The 15,324-nt window shown below is 46.1% G+C and carries 11 protein-coding genes; 6 read left to right on the top strand and 5 right to left on the bottom strand.

The annotated features are described in order from the left end of the window. Positions 1-2: 2 nt before the first annotated feature. The 3 genes from ACO0KZ_RS15820 to kbl form a co-directional block, all read right to left on the bottom strand. The gene (locus ACO0KZ_RS15820) at positions 3-1,385 is read right to left on the bottom strand and encodes an L-serine ammonia-lyase (RefSeq protein WP_422996918.1); all 1,383 of its coding nucleotides are present in this window, start codon (positions 1,383-1,385) and stop codon (positions 3-5) included. Between the two features lie 102 nt (positions 1,386-1,487). After that, a complete protein-coding gene (locus ACO0KZ_RS15815; protein WP_422996916.1) occupies positions 1,488-2,438 on the bottom strand; it encodes an NAD-dependent epimerase/dehydratase family protein in 951 nt (316 codons plus the stop codon). Positions 2,439-2,551: 113 nt separating this feature from the next. Further along, entirely contained in the window at positions 2,552-3,775 is a 1,224-nt protein-coding gene (gene kbl / locus ACO0KZ_RS15810; RefSeq protein WP_422996914.1) for a glycine C-acetyltransferase, read from the bottom strand. A 182-nt stretch (positions 3,776-3,957) separates the two neighbouring features. Between kbl and ACO0KZ_RS15805 the strand changes: the two genes are divergently transcribed. Beyond that, positions 3,958-4,545, top strand: a complete 588-nt coding sequence (locus ACO0KZ_RS15805; protein WP_422996912.1) for a helix-turn-helix domain-containing protein — start codon at positions 3,958-3,960, stop codon at positions 4,543-4,545. A gap of 94 nt (positions 4,546-4,639) precedes the next feature. On the opposite strand, the gene ACO0KZ_RS15800 is transcribed toward ACO0KZ_RS15805, so the two are convergent. Both ACO0KZ_RS15800 and ACO0KZ_RS15795 read right to left on the bottom strand, forming a co-directional pair. Next, entirely contained in the window at positions 4,640-6,655 is a 2,016-nt protein-coding gene (locus ACO0KZ_RS15800) for a CHAT domain-containing protein (RefSeq protein WP_422996910.1), read from the bottom strand. Beyond that, the gene (locus ACO0KZ_RS15795) at positions 6,655-8,175 is read right to left on the bottom strand and encodes a metallophosphoesterase (protein ID WP_422996908.1); all 1,521 of its coding nucleotides are present in this window, start codon (positions 8,173-8,175) and stop codon (positions 6,655-6,657) included. The genes ACO0KZ_RS15800 and ACO0KZ_RS15795 overlap by 1 nt, the downstream gene beginning before the upstream one ends. Before the next feature lie 235 nt (positions 8,176-8,410). On the opposite strand from ACO0KZ_RS15795, the gene ACO0KZ_RS15790 reads away from it, so the two are divergent. From ACO0KZ_RS15790 to ACO0KZ_RS15770, 5 genes are read left to right on the top strand one after another with little or no spacing between them, the layout of a single operon-like run. Continuing rightward, a complete protein-coding gene (locus ACO0KZ_RS15790) occupies positions 8,411-10,807 on the top strand; it encodes a GMC family oxidoreductase N-terminal domain-containing protein (protein ID WP_422996906.1) in 2,397 nt (798 codons plus the stop codon). Between the two features lie 49 nt (positions 10,808-10,856). Continuing rightward, complete coding sequence (locus ACO0KZ_RS15785) at positions 10,857-12,113, top strand: metallophosphoesterase family protein (RefSeq protein ID WP_422996904.1); 1,257 nt, start codon at positions 10,857-10,859, stop codon at positions 12,111-12,113. A 42-nt stretch (positions 12,114-12,155) separates the two neighbouring features. Further along, positions 12,156-13,214, top strand: coding sequence for an esterase (locus tag ACO0KZ_RS15780; RefSeq protein WP_422996902.1), 1,059 nt, complete (start codon positions 12,156-12,158; stop codon positions 13,212-13,214). Positions 13,215-13,223: 9 nt separating this feature from the next. Further along, entirely contained in the window at positions 13,224-14,096 is an 873-nt protein-coding gene (locus ACO0KZ_RS15775; RefSeq protein WP_422996900.1) for an acetoacetate decarboxylase family protein, read from the top strand. A 23-nt stretch (positions 14,097-14,119) separates the two neighbouring features. After that, positions 14,120-15,070, top strand: a complete 951-nt coding sequence (locus ACO0KZ_RS15770) for a patatin-like phospholipase family protein (protein ID WP_422996898.1) — start codon at positions 14,120-14,122, stop codon at positions 15,068-15,070. Positions 15,071-15,324: the final 254 nt, after the last annotated feature.

Here is a 15,324-nt window from a genome sequence, read left to right as displayed (position 1 = left end):
ACTTAGCAGGCCGCGTGATTGACTGTTACGACGTGAATCGCTAAACCACCCAATGAAGTTTCTTTGTACTTCGCTTGCATATCGAAACCAGTTACTCGCATAGTTTCGATGACCTGATCCAGACTGACATGATGCGTACCATCGCTCTTTAAGGCTAAAGATGCCGCAGTAATCGCTTTGACAGCACCCATACCATTTCGTTCAATGCAAGGGATTTGGACTAAGCCACCAATTGGATCACAGGTCATGCCTAGGTGATGTTCGATACCAATTTCAGCCGCCGATTCGATTTGTTCATTGGTGCCACCCAATGCGGCAGTCAAACCAGCAGCAGCCATTGCACAAGCGACGCCGACTTCGCCTTGACAGCCTATTTCCGCACCGGAGATAGAAGCATTTTTCTTGCAAAGCATCCCGATCGCGGCAGCCACCAACATGAATTCACGTATTCCTTTGACCGGATCAATCGGGCGGCAGTCTTGAGAGTAGTATTTAATGATAGCCGGAATAATGCCCGCAGCACCATTGGTCGGTGCAGTGACGACACGTCCGCCGGCGGCATTTTCCTCATTCACCGCCATCGCATACAAACTGACTTTGTGCATGCCATCGTGTGGCAGGCTGTTATGCGTTTCATTGGCAGTCAGCCAGAGTTTGGCTGCGCGACGTTGCACATGCAATCCACCTGGTAATTCGCCAGTGATTTTTAAACCGCGCTCTATGCAGGAATTCATGACCGACCAGATTTTATCTAGTCCGGCGTCAAGTTCTGATTCGCTACAATGACTAAGTTCGTTCGCACGTAACAATGCTGCTAAGGACAGTCCTGTGCTCTTGCCATGTGCCAATAACTCTGCCATGGTGCCAAAAGGATAGGGCACGCTGACCGCGGGAATCGCCACGGTACTGGCATTGCTATTGAGTTCTTCTTCAGTGTAAATGAAGCCGCCGCCAGTGGAATAAAAGGTTTGTTCGTGCACGCTGCCGTCAGTGCGTGTCAAGCTGAAGCGCAGACCGTTAGGATGGCCTGGTAGTACCTCTTTTTTGTGCCAGAGCACATCATCTAAAATATCAAAATCAACTTTCACTTTGCCAAGCAAATGCATGGCACCAGTTTGTGCCAGCTCCGCCAGTTTGTCATCGACGGTATCGGGAGCGACGTCTTGTGGCGTTTCGCCCATCAGGCCAAGTAATACTGCTTTGTCGGTGGCATGACCTAAGCCAGTCAGCGCAAGTGAGCCGTATAAGGCTACTTGCACTTTTTGTGCTTGATCCAGATTGGGACATTCCAGCAAAAAACGACGTGCCGCAATCATCGGTCCAACTGTATGAGAGCTAGAAGGACCGACACCAATTTTAAACAGATCAAACACACGCATATCCATGCCAATATTCCTTATTCTTGAGACCAAAGTAAAAAGTATTTTTCTAATTTTCTAATAAAGCGATCTCAGTATCAGGCGGTCTTAAGACTAACTACAATCTAATTAGTTAGCTACTTTGACGTTCTTTAACATGTCAACGACTAATGCAGCGAGATCGATTTCTGCCTTCCAGCCCCAATCTTGGTAAGCAGCACCATCATTCAAACTCTGTGGCCAACTTGCAGCGATTGCTTGGCGGCTATCCGGCGCGTAGTGTACCTGAAAGTTTGGTAAGTTTTTAGTAATTTCACTTGTGAGTTCTTGTGGGTTAAAACTCATGCCGCTGACGTTATACGAAGAACGGATTTTGATATTTTCTGCAGGTGCTTCCATCAAACTAATCGTCGCACGGATTGCATCAGGCATGTAAATCATCGGCAAAGATTGTTTTGCTTCGAGGAAGCAAGAATAAACTTCGCCTTTCAACGCAGAGTGGAAAATCGCGATCGCATAGTCGGTCGTACCACCACCTGGCGGCGATTTGTAACTGATGATTCCAGGGTAGCGAATGCTGCGTACGTCCACATTGTATTTCTGGAAGTAGTATTCACATAAACGTTCGCCAGCCAGCTTGCTAATGCCGTAAATTGTGTTGGGGTCCATTACCGTATATTGCGGCGTATTGATGGCTTCGGAATTTGGCCCAAATGCTGCAATAGAAGACGGCCAGAAAATTTTTAACGGTTTACCCGCTTCACCTCTAATGCGTGCTAATTCTAAGATATTTAGCAAGCCATCCATGTTCAATGTCCACGCTTTCAATGGTGCTTTTTCACCCGTTGCGGACAACAAGGCTGCGAGTTGGTAGACCTGGGTAATTTCGTACTTGTCGTGAATTTTCGCTAGCAGTTCGTTGTCTAACACATCCACGACTTCGTAGATTTTTGCACCGTACAAACTCGTAGGACTAATGTCGGCTGCAATCACATTCTCAGCGCCATGCTTGGCGGCTAGAGCATCGACAAGTTCGCTACCAATTTGACCGTTTGCACCGATGACTAAAATACGTTCCATTTGCATTCCTTACTATTCAATTGACTGATTTTTTTCGCCGCAAAGGCGCTAAGTAGGTAGAGAAAGTCTTGATTTATACCTCTGTGACTTCTGCGCCTCTGCAGCGAAAATTTTTATTCTTTACTTAAATTAATTAGACCCAATTCACAACCAGCCTGCGCAAACGCAGCGAGCGCTGTTTCTAACTGTTCTCTGGTATGCGCAGCAGATAACTGCACTCTCACACGCGCTTGCCCCATAGGCACTACTGGATAGAAGAAGCCTGTCACCAACACGCCCAGTTCATACATGCGTGCTGCAAATTTTTGTGCGACTGGCGCATCAAATAACATCACGGGAACAACCGGATGAGTGCCAGGTTTAATAGTGAAACCAAGCGCTTCAATTTCTTTACGGAAGAATGCTGTGTTCTCGTGCAAACGATCACGCAATTCTGTGGATTTAGATAGACGTTCCAGTACCGCTAAAGACGCGCCAGCAATTGATGGCGCCAAAGTATTTGAGAACAAATACGGGCGTGATTTTTGACGCAAAGTGTCAATCACTTCTTTACGTGCTGCGGTAAATCCACCCATTGCGCCGCCCAAAGCTTTACCGAGAGTACCAGTAATGATGTCGATGCGACCCATGACATTGTGATGTTCATGTGTGCCGCGGCCAGTTTTGCCGAGGAATCCAGAAGCATGACATTCATCGATCATCACTAATGCATCATACTTGTCTGCCAGATCGCAGATTTTGTCGAGTTGAGCAATCGTCCCATCCATAGAAAATGCTCCATCCGTGACGATCACGCGATGACGTTTGTCCGCCGCGGCTTGTAATTGCTTTTCCAGATCGGTCATGTCGTTGTGGGTATAGCGGAAACGCGCCGCTTTGCACAGACGGATGCCGTCAATAATGGATGCGTGGTTTAATGCATCAGAAATGATCGCGTCATTTTCATCAAACAAAGGTTCAAACACGCCACCGTTGGCATCAAAAGCGGCTGCATACAAAATGGTGTCTTCCATCCCGAGAAAGTCCGCAATGGCGCGTTCTAATTGTTTATGCACAGTTTGTGTGCCGCAGATGAAACGGACTGAAGATAAGCCATAACCATATTGTTCTGTTGCTTTGATCGAGGCTTGTACTGTCTCTTCATCACCGGATAAACCCAGATAGTTATTCGCGCACAGGTTGATTAACTGGCGACCATCATCGCACTGGACTAAAGAACCCTGACGGGATGAAATCACACGTTCAGGTTTATAAAGACCTTGCTCACGCAAACTATCCAGATTGCTGGCTAAGCCGGTGAAAAAAGAATTCTTCTTGGCGCTCACGTTTGTGCTCATGTTTATCTCCTTATAGGAAAGGGGCTTCTGGTATGATGGAAAAATTTTTGAATTTTGATTAGCGATTCACTGCTACACCTGAATTTTAGAAATTTTTTATTTCTTTGAAATATTCGATATATCGAACTAAAATTCAATATAACGAATATTATCCATGCTTATTTACTTTTGCAAGCGAAACTATGAAAAAAGTGATTGCACCTTTGGCAACGCCAGCAGCACCGCCTGAAGTTGGAGCTACCTTACAGCGTTTACGGCTGGAAAGAGGCTTAACTTTGGAAGACTTATCCCGCACTGCGGGAGTCTCGAAATCCATGCTGTCACAGATAGAACGTGAAAAAGCCAATCCAACGATTGCTGTGGCATGGCGTCTGGCGAATGCGCTTGGGATAGGGATAGCAGAGTTACTGACTTCCGAAGCACCTAAAGTTGATTCGATTCGTATGCTAGAGCCGCACGAAACCCCCACTTTGCCAGGTGAGCATTCCGGTTATGTGTTGAAGATACTTGGCCCTATGGAGCTGGCAGGGCGCTTTGAGTGGTATGAATTGATTTTGGCTGCAGGCGGCGCTTTAGTGTCGAATGCACATGATCCAGGAACGTCTGAGCATCTGACTTTAGTCAGCGGTAGCATAGAAGTTGAAGTCGACGGAAATAAGAAAAAATTGAAGATCGGCGGTACTGCGCGTTATGAAGCAGACCGGTCGCATGCGATACGAAATATTGGTAAGACCGAGGCCAAAGCCTTAATGGTGGTGATTCACCGTTAAGATAGGTAGTCTTTCTAAGTCTTGCCGCGCGGCGCTGACGCGGCAAGTTTTTAAGGTCTTATGGCACGATCCAAGTCGGTCAGTATGATACGTATTAATAGAAACTGCTCAGTCTATCGCTACCCGGCAGTGCTGCGATGATGTTCTTTGCAGTGGCTTCCAATTGACTAAAATCGTTCGAAATGACACCAAGCCAGTTGATGTAGCGAGATATTTGGCGACGCGTAGAGTAGATATGTATAGAGTCGCGCCCCATCAATGTCGATACCATTTTAGCGGCGTCAATGGCCATCGCTTGAAACGTATCCGCAGGACGTATTTCACGTAATTGTGGAATCAGTGGCGCCAATAAATATAATTCTGCCAGATAGCCATATGACCATGCCTTACTATCGTTTTCTTGGGTGGTAATTGCATTTTTTATGCGAACTTCTGCCATGAGCCAGATAGCTAATATGTCGTGTGCTGCTAATGCTGGAATCGCAGTTTGGTTTTTCACAGAGGCCAATAGTAAGCTCAATGACAGGTATTGAACCTGCGCCCAGACACTCTCCTTATCAAGTTGATCTGCCTTTAGATAGCGACTGCGAGCCAAATCTAAATCATGTATGACCTGATTTCTCTCCGTTTCATCGGCAAGTTGCCAATCTGGAATTGCGTGAAAGCGCAACTGAGCTTCACGTTTTTGTGTACTGGCTAGCTGTCCTTGTATTTGTGCTTCCTGCTCTGGGTTAGTATCGATCAAACTGAGTAGGCGTTGCTTGGCATTCACGATTTGTTGTTTCGCCGCATTCAAATTGTCGGTGAAGGAATTTACAGAACGTTTCTCTGCGCGTTTACTTTGCGCCAAATAGATATGCAAAACCCGATCAGCATTGCGTAGAGACGCATCGATAGCGCTATTTGCTTGGGAAATACTGGCTTCTAGCAATTGCTTGTCAAAATCTGGAGGTAGAGAGGTATAGGCTGTGATGCTTGCCCAATCATGAGTTTCTTGAAAAAATGAATGCAAGCGGCGGCGTAAGCTGATCAAGAGTTTGCGTGGATCTTCACCCCATAGTAGTCCCCTATACAAGTCTTGCACCATCATAACCGAGCCGCCGAAGGATAGTGGGAACTGGCTGGCGATGACCATAGGAATGCCTGCATCATGCAGTGCATGGGCAATACTCGCCCCTACACCAGCAACGCTGCCAACGTTGCCGCCGTTGCAACTCGCCAGGGTGACTACAGCTGGGCGATTGAAACTACCTGGTTCGGCTAGTCGTGGTGCGCGCAATATGGTGGCTAAGCGCTCGCCTGAAACGATTTCGCGTCCATCTTCAGTGCTATCGGAATGGAATGCAAGTCCATAACGTTGGTCGTAATCAGTATCGAGGCTGACTCCGTGCGCCAGAATGTGGATATGCGTATAGCTGCCAGAAGCGCAAGCCTGTTCCAAAGTTTGTACGGTAGCATTGGCGATCACGCCTAAATGCTCCGCAACAATGCGACTGCGTTCGTCACCAGAGAGATCGTCGGCTAGCGCTAACCAGGGAGTAATTGCCTGGCGCAATGCCAATAAGTGGGATTGTGCAGGTACTGTGTCTAACCCCGGAGGTGATGCGAACACGAAGAGTATTTTAGGACGCTTTGGCCATACCAGACATTCTTCTGGAATGCGCCGTGTTTCACGAGTGATGCAAATCGGCGCCTGGGGTTGCAAAGAGAGATGCTGACCCGCACCGGGAAATCCGCTTGGTGCGATGGCCAGTTCGAAAGGCAATAACGCTAATTCTGATGAGGAAAGAATTAAACGCAGGTGGGTCACGTTTTCCGTATTTTCAGGATGATCTTTGCAATCGCGATTTAAGTTTGCTGTCAATCCCGGAATCTTGCCAAACAAATCGCCCATCATGCGTGCGGTATCGTTTAGCTGGAAGCCTCGTGATTCTTGACTCAAGATATAGCTCAATGCCCGCAGGCGATACATCATTTGATTGTGTTCCGAGGGAACTTGAAATGATACGGCAGAATGGTTTCCGCACAACGCAAGATAGTCGGTTAAAGGCGACAATAATTGATTGTGTGCCGGACCGTGTCGTAGCAATTCCAAGGTGATGGTACGCATTAGTTACTCCTCAATTGACTGCCAGCGACGGCACTAAATCCTGCTGCTCCCGACGCATTGCTTGTGACATGACGTAATTCACCGAGCACGCCATGCCCATCATTGACGATAGCGACGACAGTGCAAAATTTAGAAATGAGCCCCGGTGTTGCATCCAATTTTGCCATGGTGCCGCTCTTCAATATGTCGAAGAGCGCTTTGAATTTTTCAGGGCTTTGTCGAGTCGCTGGCTCTATCTTAATCAAGCGTGCCCAAGTGCCACTATTAAAGTAGTAGCCGTTTCCTTTCTGTCGTTTCAATGCTCGTTCCAGATGCGTGTGCCCGGCGATGAGGTAGTCGATATTGCCTTGGACTTCTTTGTCTAAGCTGGTAAAAGTCTCGTCGATTGCCGTTGGGTCAAAACTTCTGTCTTCATCGAGTTTGTCCAAGGCTTCGCGTAGTACTTCGGAAGGCGATTTGTCTTTGAGCCAACTGATAAAGGCGCCCAAACCACCGAGCTGTTCAGCCTGTTTGCCTTGTACCAAATTTAAGGGATTGACGCCGCTTAGCGTTTGTTGTTCTGCCGCGAGCAACATGTTTGCCGCATCGCTGCCAGCTATATTGCCGGTACTAATGCTTCTGCCATTGCTAGGAAAATTACGATTGATCAGTGCTTGCGTCAGACCAGTGGAATTACCAGCGACACTTCCAGCTGCAGCTACGTTTTCTCTTTCTTCTCCAAGCATACCCCTTGGTTTTGATATTTTAGTTTGTAGCCACGAGCCCGCTGCACCCGCTAGTCCCAATACGCTGTCGAGATTACTTAATTGTTTTGGGTCGCAGGCGAGCAGGGTGGGTACCACGCCCTCGGCTTCAGGCTTGAGCAGATCGACAAAAGGGTAATTACGCTTGACTGGATTCATGACGTCAATGACCATTTTCGAGCCCGCATTCGGGATCCAATTTTCTACTGGACGACCAAACTGGTAGTCACGACTTATCTGTCGGAGTTTTTCAAAATCAGCTGGATTCCATGCATCGACTTCGTTTCCATGTACACAGAGCACAGATTTGTTACCAACGTTGGCAAACACACCGGATCCGTCAAATATCATATTGAGTCTTGCTCGTGCCTGCTCATTATTATCGGTCAATATTTCAATCAATCGTTCACGTACCCACGGTAGGGTTAGCTCTAAATCATGATTGCCCAAATTGATGATTAACTTACGATTGGGGGTACTCAAAAAGATTTTGAGTTCCTTGAAAATGGGCCCGAATGTAGGATCTTGTAGCGCGACTCTTTCCAATTTCTTAATCGCACCATCAGGGTCAAAATGCCGAGACGGCGCTTCTGCTAGGAAGTCAATAAAGTCGCCATTAATTACTAAACCAATTTGCTGGTCGCTATCGAGCTGAGTTAAATGTTGAATCAGCCAAATCATTTCTGCCTGCGAACCAAAAATCTGGAAACCAGGCTCACCACCAAAATGCAGATCCGAGACGATATACAGTTGATCGAATTGTAATGTTGGTTTCATCCTTAGCTTTCCTTTGCCAGATTTGTTTGAGTTTTAAGTATTGTAAACATTTTACTTATTGACTAGTGCTATTTTTTATTTCTGAATAGAGTGTTGTCTTTTAATCGTAAAAATATTAACAACTAAGTATTTGTAATATTAAAGTGGTATTCTTTCAAAGTTATTCTTTTTTTGTAACTTAAAATTACTAATGTTTTTTTAAAAAAAACAATTGCCACAACGAACGGAGATCGATATGAGTAGAATTGCCTCGCCTATAGACCAAATTGCCCAACATTACGAGGTGCTTGTAATTGGCTCCGGTTATGGTGGTGGCATTGCCGCTTCACGTATGGCACGTGCGGGTCGTCGTGTTGGTCTGTTAGAGCGTGGTAAAGAAATTCTGCCTGGAGACTATCCTAATACTTTGGTCCAAGCCGCGGAACAATTTCAACTGCACGAGCCGAATGGACATATAGGTTCACGTACTGGTCTGTTTGATTTTCACGTGAATGAACAGCAAAACGTGTTGGTGGGTTGTGGCTTGGGCGGCACCTCCTTGATCAATGCCAACGTCTCATTAGAAGCCAAGCCTGATGTGTTTGACGATACTCGTTGGCCACTTTCTATTCGTGAACACCGCGATACTTTACTGAGAGACGGTTACGCCCGAGCGCGTGAAATGCTGAAACCTAATCCGTATCCGGAAACGAATGCTCCTCTAGCGAAAATGGCAGCACACCAACATTCCGCCAACAAAATGGGACAAGTGAAAGAATTCTATCGCACACCGATTAACGTCAATTTTGAGTCTCTTCCAAACAATAAAAATCATGTCGGCGTCGAACAGCTCCCTTGTAATAATTGTGGTGACTGTGTCTCCGGCTGTAATAACAAAGCTAAAAATACGACTTTAATGAATTATCTGCCAGATGCATGGAACCACGGCGCCGAGATCTTTTGCCAGACTGCGGTCAGTCATATAGAAAAAGCGGCAGATGGTTGGCTTGTGCATTATCAGTACGTGGGTACAGGGCGTGAAAAATTTGATGCGCCGACGCAGTTTGTTAAAGCGGATATCGTCATTGTTTCGGCCGGAACTTTGGGATCCACCGAAATTATGCTGCGTTCTCAACAGAAGGGGCTGCCTTTATCCGATCAGCTTGGACATCACTTTAGTGGCAATGGCGATATTTTAGGGTTTGGTTTTAATACGACACAAAAAATCAATGGCATAGGTTTTGGCGACAGTAAGCCAGCGGATCGCTTGCCTGTTGGTCCCTGTATTACTTCTGTTATAGATCTGCGAGACCAGACCAAATATGAACATCGCATGGTGATCGAAGAAGGTTCTATTCCGGGGGCGATTGGTAAGATCATGTTGCCGATGTTGTCTACGACGGGCGACTTGATCGGAAAAAATGATGCACCTAGTTTTATGGATAGGGTCAAACAAAAAGCCCGCTCTTGGGCCAGTTTATGGCGTGGACCTTATTTTGGCGCAATTCAAAACACACAAACTTATCTGATTATGAGCCATGACGATTCTAAAGGTCGCATGGTGTTAGATGCTAAAAACCAACTGCGAATAGACTGGCCTGGTGTCGGCACAGCAGAAAATGTAGAGGTAGGCAATGCACGTCTGAATGCGGCGACGAAAGCATTGGATGGGATCTATGTGCCGAACCCAATCTGGAGCGATTTATTTAAACACGCGATCGTCTCAGTTCATCCTTTGGGCGGCTGTGTTATGGGTGAGGATGCAGCTCAAGCAGTCGTCAATCATAAAGGACAGGTGTTTTCTGGAAAGAGCGGTACTGCGGTTTACAATAATTTGTATGTCACCGATGGTTCCGTGATTCCGACGTCGTTGGCGGTCAATCCCTTGCTCACCATCTCTGCCATTTCAGAACGTGCAATGCAATTGCTGGCACAAGATCGAGGGTGGGCAATTGATTACACCTTGCCGTCTGCACCCAAACGTTCGGTTGTTGAAGATAAATTGGGCATACAGTTTACTGAAACCATGACCGGCTATTTCTCGACTGCCTTCACACAAGCGGCGAGTACGAATTTGCCTTTGTATGAGCAAGCCTATCAACGTGGTAAATCGGATGACTCCGCGATGAGCTTTACGATTACTGTCGATTCGGATGACTTGGAGAAGTTGATTAGCGATCCTAAGCATCCAGCCACGATGGCGGGCACTTTAACGGCGCCAGCTCTATCAGCCAAACCCATGACCGTGACGCATGGTGTGTTTAATTTATTTGAAGTCTACCCAGAACAAGTTGGTGTGCGACACATGAACTACAACATGCGCGCGATTGCCGAAGATGGCAACAACTATTATTTCAGCGCATTTAAGTCAGTTCCTAGTGATCATAGCCCGTTCAAAATTTGGCATGACACTAGTACTTTATATGTCACGGTTTATCGTGGTATCGATAAACGTGGTGAAGTGCTTGGTTCGGGCGTCTTGCATATACAGCCTAGCGATTTCGTGAAGCAAATGACGACCATGAAAGTGTCGAATGCAAAGAATGAACAAGAGCGCATCGCCGCGATTGCGCGTTTTGGCAAGTATTTTGCCGGTGTCCTTTGGGAAAACTATGGTGGCATTTTGGCTGGCAAGCAGGATGAGAAATCTTGATTTTGAACGCTGTATTTTTATCCAATAATCTAATTCTTTCGGAGTAATCATGTCATTCTCAGAACTGAAAAGTATTGCTTTTGGTTTGGAGTCGCACTTGTTTGGATTGCAGCAAAGAGCGCGCACAGCCTTGGATAAACTTAGAACTGATGTGAGCAACGATCTTAGACAAGATATCACTCAGAGGGCGGCGATATTGGATTTATTGCAAAGAGCGCACCAGCAAGCAGAGAGGGCAATGCTGCCAAATGCAGTGCGTGAGAAAAACGAACTACCTTGGGAAATGGTGCATGGCTTAGATGCATTAGGTCTGTTAAATGGCGCTAAGGCGCTACCTAAAACACCTGAAGAATTTCCCACTATCGTTCGTTCTGACGGCACTTTACTAGGTTGCAGACAATGGGAGTTGCTTGATCCGCGTTGGGCTGAAGCTTTGGTCGAGTGGCTAGAGCATTGGTTGTGCCGGGCACCATTTTCGCATAAGCCGACCGTGCTGAAAGTGCCAAATCAATTGAAGTTGGCCATCGTCGGTGACTGGGGTACAGGTTCTTTCGAAACGAATGCACCTTCCAGCAAAATCGCAAACTTAGTTGCGCAACTACAGCCTGATTTTAGTATTCACTTGGGCGATGTCTATTACGCCGGAACGGATGAACAAGAGCAAAACAATATGCGCGATTGGCCTCAGGGAACACGCGGTAGTTTTACTTTGAACTCAAATCATGAAATGTATAACGGCGCGTTTGGTTACTTTGCGGAGCTAGCGCGTAGTTTTCCTTTGCAAAATGGCTGTAGCTATTTTGCCTTGGAAAATGACTCTTGGATGGTGGTAGGGTTAGACAGCGCCTATTTTTCAAAATGCGCAGACATGTATATGGAGGGCGTCTTGGATGCCGGGCAACTGGCCTGGTTGGCACAACTTCCTAAGGATAAGCGGGTACTCGTGCTGAGCCATCACGAAGCGTATTCAGCACTCGGTAACGATAAAACTGCCTTGTATCAACAAGTCGAGCAAGCATTGGGGCGAGAGCCTGACTATTGGTATTGGGGACATTTGCATAATGGTATCTGCTATCAAACGGTAGGTAATTTCAAAGGTCGTTGCGTTGGTCATGGAGCGATTCCCTGTGGTGTAGCAAGTGAACTTGAGGCGGATGAGGGCGTGGTTTGGTATGAAACTGAACTCGCTGGCGATCCCAATTATCCTGAACGCGTTTTGAATGGTTATGCGGTCGTAACTCTAGATGGCGCTGATATAAACGAGGCACTGTTAGGTGAAGACGGCAGCGTGCGTTGGCGGGCTTAAATCCTAAGAAATTTCAGTTGATATTTGAACCAAGGATGCTTTATGACGACGCAAGTGAAGAACGAGTCAAGAAACTATCATGAACGAGTGATCCCATTTAATGCAGGTGACGGTTTTCCGCTCAATTTAATCAATGTCCGACATGCTAGTCAGGCGCCCACCAAAGGTCCAGTTCTGCTGGTACATGGTGCTGGTGTGAGAGCCAATATTTTTCGTGCGCCCGTTGAGACTAATCTTGTTGACGCTTTAGTCGCGGATGGCTATGACGTCTGGTTAGAAAATTGGCGCGCCAGTATTGATTTTCCTGAAAATGAATGGACGCTTGATCAGGCGGCTTTGTACGATCATCCGCAGGCCGTGAAAAAGGTCATTACAGAAACTGGTGCTAGTAGCATTAAGGCGATTATCCATTGCCAGGGATCGACCAGTTTTATGATGTCGGCCGTCGCTGGCCTGGTACCCGAAGTGAATGTGATTGTGAGTAACGCAGTGTCCTTACATCCTGTCGTTCCCACATGGTCAGCATTTAAACTTAATTGGATGCTGCCTATGGTGGCAGCGATGACCAAGTACCTCAATCCGCACTGGGGTATTGATGCGCCTACTGTTCCTGCGAAACTCATTTCTGGGCTGATTAGTCTCACGCATCATGAATGCGATCGGCCAGTATGTAAGCAAGTCAGTTTTACTTATGGGAGTGGTTTTCCTGCTTTGTGGAGTCACGAAAACCTAAATGAGGCGACACACGGGGATTGGCTTGTACATGAGTTCGCGGCGGTGCCTCTGACATTCTTTAAACAGATCACACGCTGCGTCCGCGCAGGACATCTGTTATCGGTACAAAACTTACCGGATTTACCTGTCAGCTTCGTCGCGCAAGCACCTAAAACAAAAGCACGATTTGCGTTTTTTGCCGGTGCGGATAATTTGTGTTTTTTACCTGATAGTCAAATCAAAACGCATGCTTACTTTGATGGATTACTAAGTAATTTCCACAGTCTACATGTCTTACCTAACTACGGTCACCTGGATGTGTTTATTGGTAAGCGGGCGGCTATCGACACCTATCCCTTAATTCTTGCTGAGTTAGAAAAAAACTAGGAGCTATTTATGTTTGGTATTCCAAAGCGCATTAAAGACTACATGGGACGTTTTGCTTTGGTGGATGGTATTCCATTTAAACTGCCCGTAGGTGCTGTGAATTCACCGGCATTGATGGCGGTTTTTCCTATTGATGCAGAAAAAGCCAAAGATTTTTTACCTACGGGCATACATCCTATGCGTTTGTGGAGCAAGGGATTATTAGTGGTGACGGTGATTGATTATCGCGAAACGCCGATCGGTAAGTACATTGAATACAGTATTGCTATCGCCTGTACCCATGGCGCCAAGCCTGCACCAAGATTGTTACCCGCAATTTTTATGAAATGGTTTAACACCGGTCAGTACGTCGTTGATCTGCCTGTGTCTTCTGAGGTCTCCGTGAAGGGAGGCAAAGGTATTTGGGGTATGCCTAAACATCAAGGTCATTTGAATTTTAAGATCAACGAGCGCACCGTCAGTAGTCAGTATGACTTAGATGGAAAGTTAGTGACCTATGTAGAAATCGACAAGCCCACAAGCACGTCGTGGCCGATCAAGATGCAAGCATCGAATTACTGTTCGTTTCGCGGTATGTTAATGAAGTCAGACATTTTTTTAAATACGAATTTTGGTTTTAATTTGTTTAGTAAAGCCAAAGCGCGTTTTGTGATTGGTGACCATCCACGATTGCAAGCGATGAAGGAATTGAATATAGGGGCCGCGATGGCAACGGTTTACTTACCTTCAATCACGGCAATATTGGATGATCGTATTGAAAGCTGGTTTTTGACTTTTGATGAGTTGCCCAAGAAGGTGCCTGAAGGCTTTGAATCGGTCATCAATCTGACGCAGAGTGAAGCTTGGTTGTCGCCGCCAGACGCCCCAATCCCACCGCAATAAAAGAAAAGAAAAAGAGAAAATTCATGGCATTAGCACATATTCCGCAGGGCGCTGCAGGAGATCAGTCTTTGACTACTCCCCGAGCTTTATTACTGCCTGGCGGTGGTTTACGTTTATCTTACGCAGCTGGCGCCTTGACTGAGATTTTTGCGCATGATTTAAAGTTTCAATTGATGGACGGGACGTCGGGCGGCTCTTTGAATTTAGCGATGCTGCTATCGGGCCTAAATGTCGATGAGATGTGTGAACGCTGGCGTAGTATGAAGATGCGCAATACGATTTCGTTCATGCCCATTCTGAATTATCTATGGCCGCCTCAATTCGTGGCATCCAGTTCTGCCAAAGGCTTCAGACAAAAAGTCTACCCACATTTGGGTATTGATTTCGATAAGATCCGCGCGGCGACCGGTGTGCAGGGTAGCTTTAATGTCTGTAATTTTGGCAAAAAAATGAATCAGTTGATTTTGCATCAAGATATTACCGAGGATTTTTTGTTGGCAGGTATGTCCTTGCCAGGCACTTTGCCACCAGTCACAATCAATGACGAAGTTTTTCTCGATTCCGGATTTATTCAAGATGTGAATTTGCTGGATGCCGTGAAGCGTGGAGCGAATGAATTATGGTTGATTTGGATTATGGGCAATATCAAACAATATCGAAAAAATCCGATCAATTTATACGTGCAAATGCTAGAAATGAGTGCCAATGGCGCCTTAATTAAAGAGCTGCTGCAAATAAAAGAAATCAATGCACGTATTGCCAAGGGTGAAATTGTTTATGGCCACAATAAGCCCATCACCTTGCATCTGATTAAACCGGCACGGCCATTGCCACTCGATACCGCTTTATATACTGGCAGTACAACGCACGCAGAACTAATTGAGATGGGGAAAGCCGATGCGAGGCGTTATTTTGATCAGTTTAAAGCCGAGGGAGTGCCATTTGAGCCTGAAATACTCAGCATGATCGCTTAGGGCTTTATGAATTGATAGTTAATAAGTAATTTATCTAATAACATGAGCTAAATTTGTAGATAGTGCAATAGTCTTGCCTTAACGCCGAGTATTCAGATTGGTGCAAAGCAAGAAAACGCTGAAAAACGATTTCCCCATTGAAAATTCGCCTGAAGTTTCGTAATAATTCGGTTCTCTCTGAAATTTCTGCTGCATTGCAAGATATAATTAAGAAGAATTTCGACTTTTCTTATTTATCTTCACTTTATCTTTCA

This window comes from Undibacterium sp. Di24W (assembly GCF_049340325.1).
GTDB lineage: Bacteria > Pseudomonadota > Gammaproteobacteria > Burkholderiales > Burkholderiaceae_D > Undibacterium.
This window is presented reverse-complemented; position numbering and strand designations above follow the sequence as displayed.

Bases quoted from the DNA above. Each gene is read 5' to 3' on its own strand.
- ACO0KZ_RS15795 (WP_422996908.1), bottom strand. From the start codon at position 8,175: ATGAAACCAACATTACAATTCGATCAACTGTATATCGTCTCGGATCTG.
- ACO0KZ_RS15780 (WP_422996902.1), top strand. From the start codon at position 12,156: ATGACGACGCAAGTGAAGAACGAGTCAAGAAACTATCATGAACGAGTG.
- ACO0KZ_RS15775 (WP_422996900.1), top strand. From the start codon at position 13,224: ATGTTTGGTATTCCAAAGCGCATTAAAGACTACATGGGACGTTTTGCT.
- ACO0KZ_RS15805 (WP_422996912.1), top strand. From the start codon at position 3,958: ATGAAAAAAGTGATTGCACCTTTGGCAACGCCAGCAGCACCGCCTGAA.
- ACO0KZ_RS15815 (WP_422996916.1), bottom strand. From the start codon at position 2,438: ATGGAACGTATTTTAGTCATCGGTGCAAACGGTCAAATTGGTAGCGAA.
- ACO0KZ_RS15820 (WP_422996918.1), bottom strand. From the start codon at position 1,385: ATGGATATGCGTGTGTTTGATCTGTTTAAAATTGGTGTCGGTCCTTCT.
- ACO0KZ_RS15770 (WP_422996898.1), top strand. From the start codon at position 14,120: ATGGCATTAGCACATATTCCGCAGGGCGCTGCAGGAGATCAGTCTTTG.
- ACO0KZ_RS15800 (WP_422996910.1), bottom strand. From the start codon at position 6,655: ATGCGTACCATCACCTTGGAATTGCTACGACACGGTCCGGCACACAAT.
- ACO0KZ_RS15790 (WP_422996906.1), top strand. From the start codon at position 8,411: ATGAGTAGAATTGCCTCGCCTATAGACCAAATTGCCCAACATTACGAG.
- kbl (WP_422996914.1), bottom strand. From the start codon at position 3,775: ATGAGCACAAACGTGAGCGCCAAGAAGAATTCTTTTTTCACCGGCTTA.
- ACO0KZ_RS15785 (WP_422996904.1), top strand. From the start codon at position 10,857: ATGTCATTCTCAGAACTGAAAAGTATTGCTTTTGGTTTGGAGTCGCAC.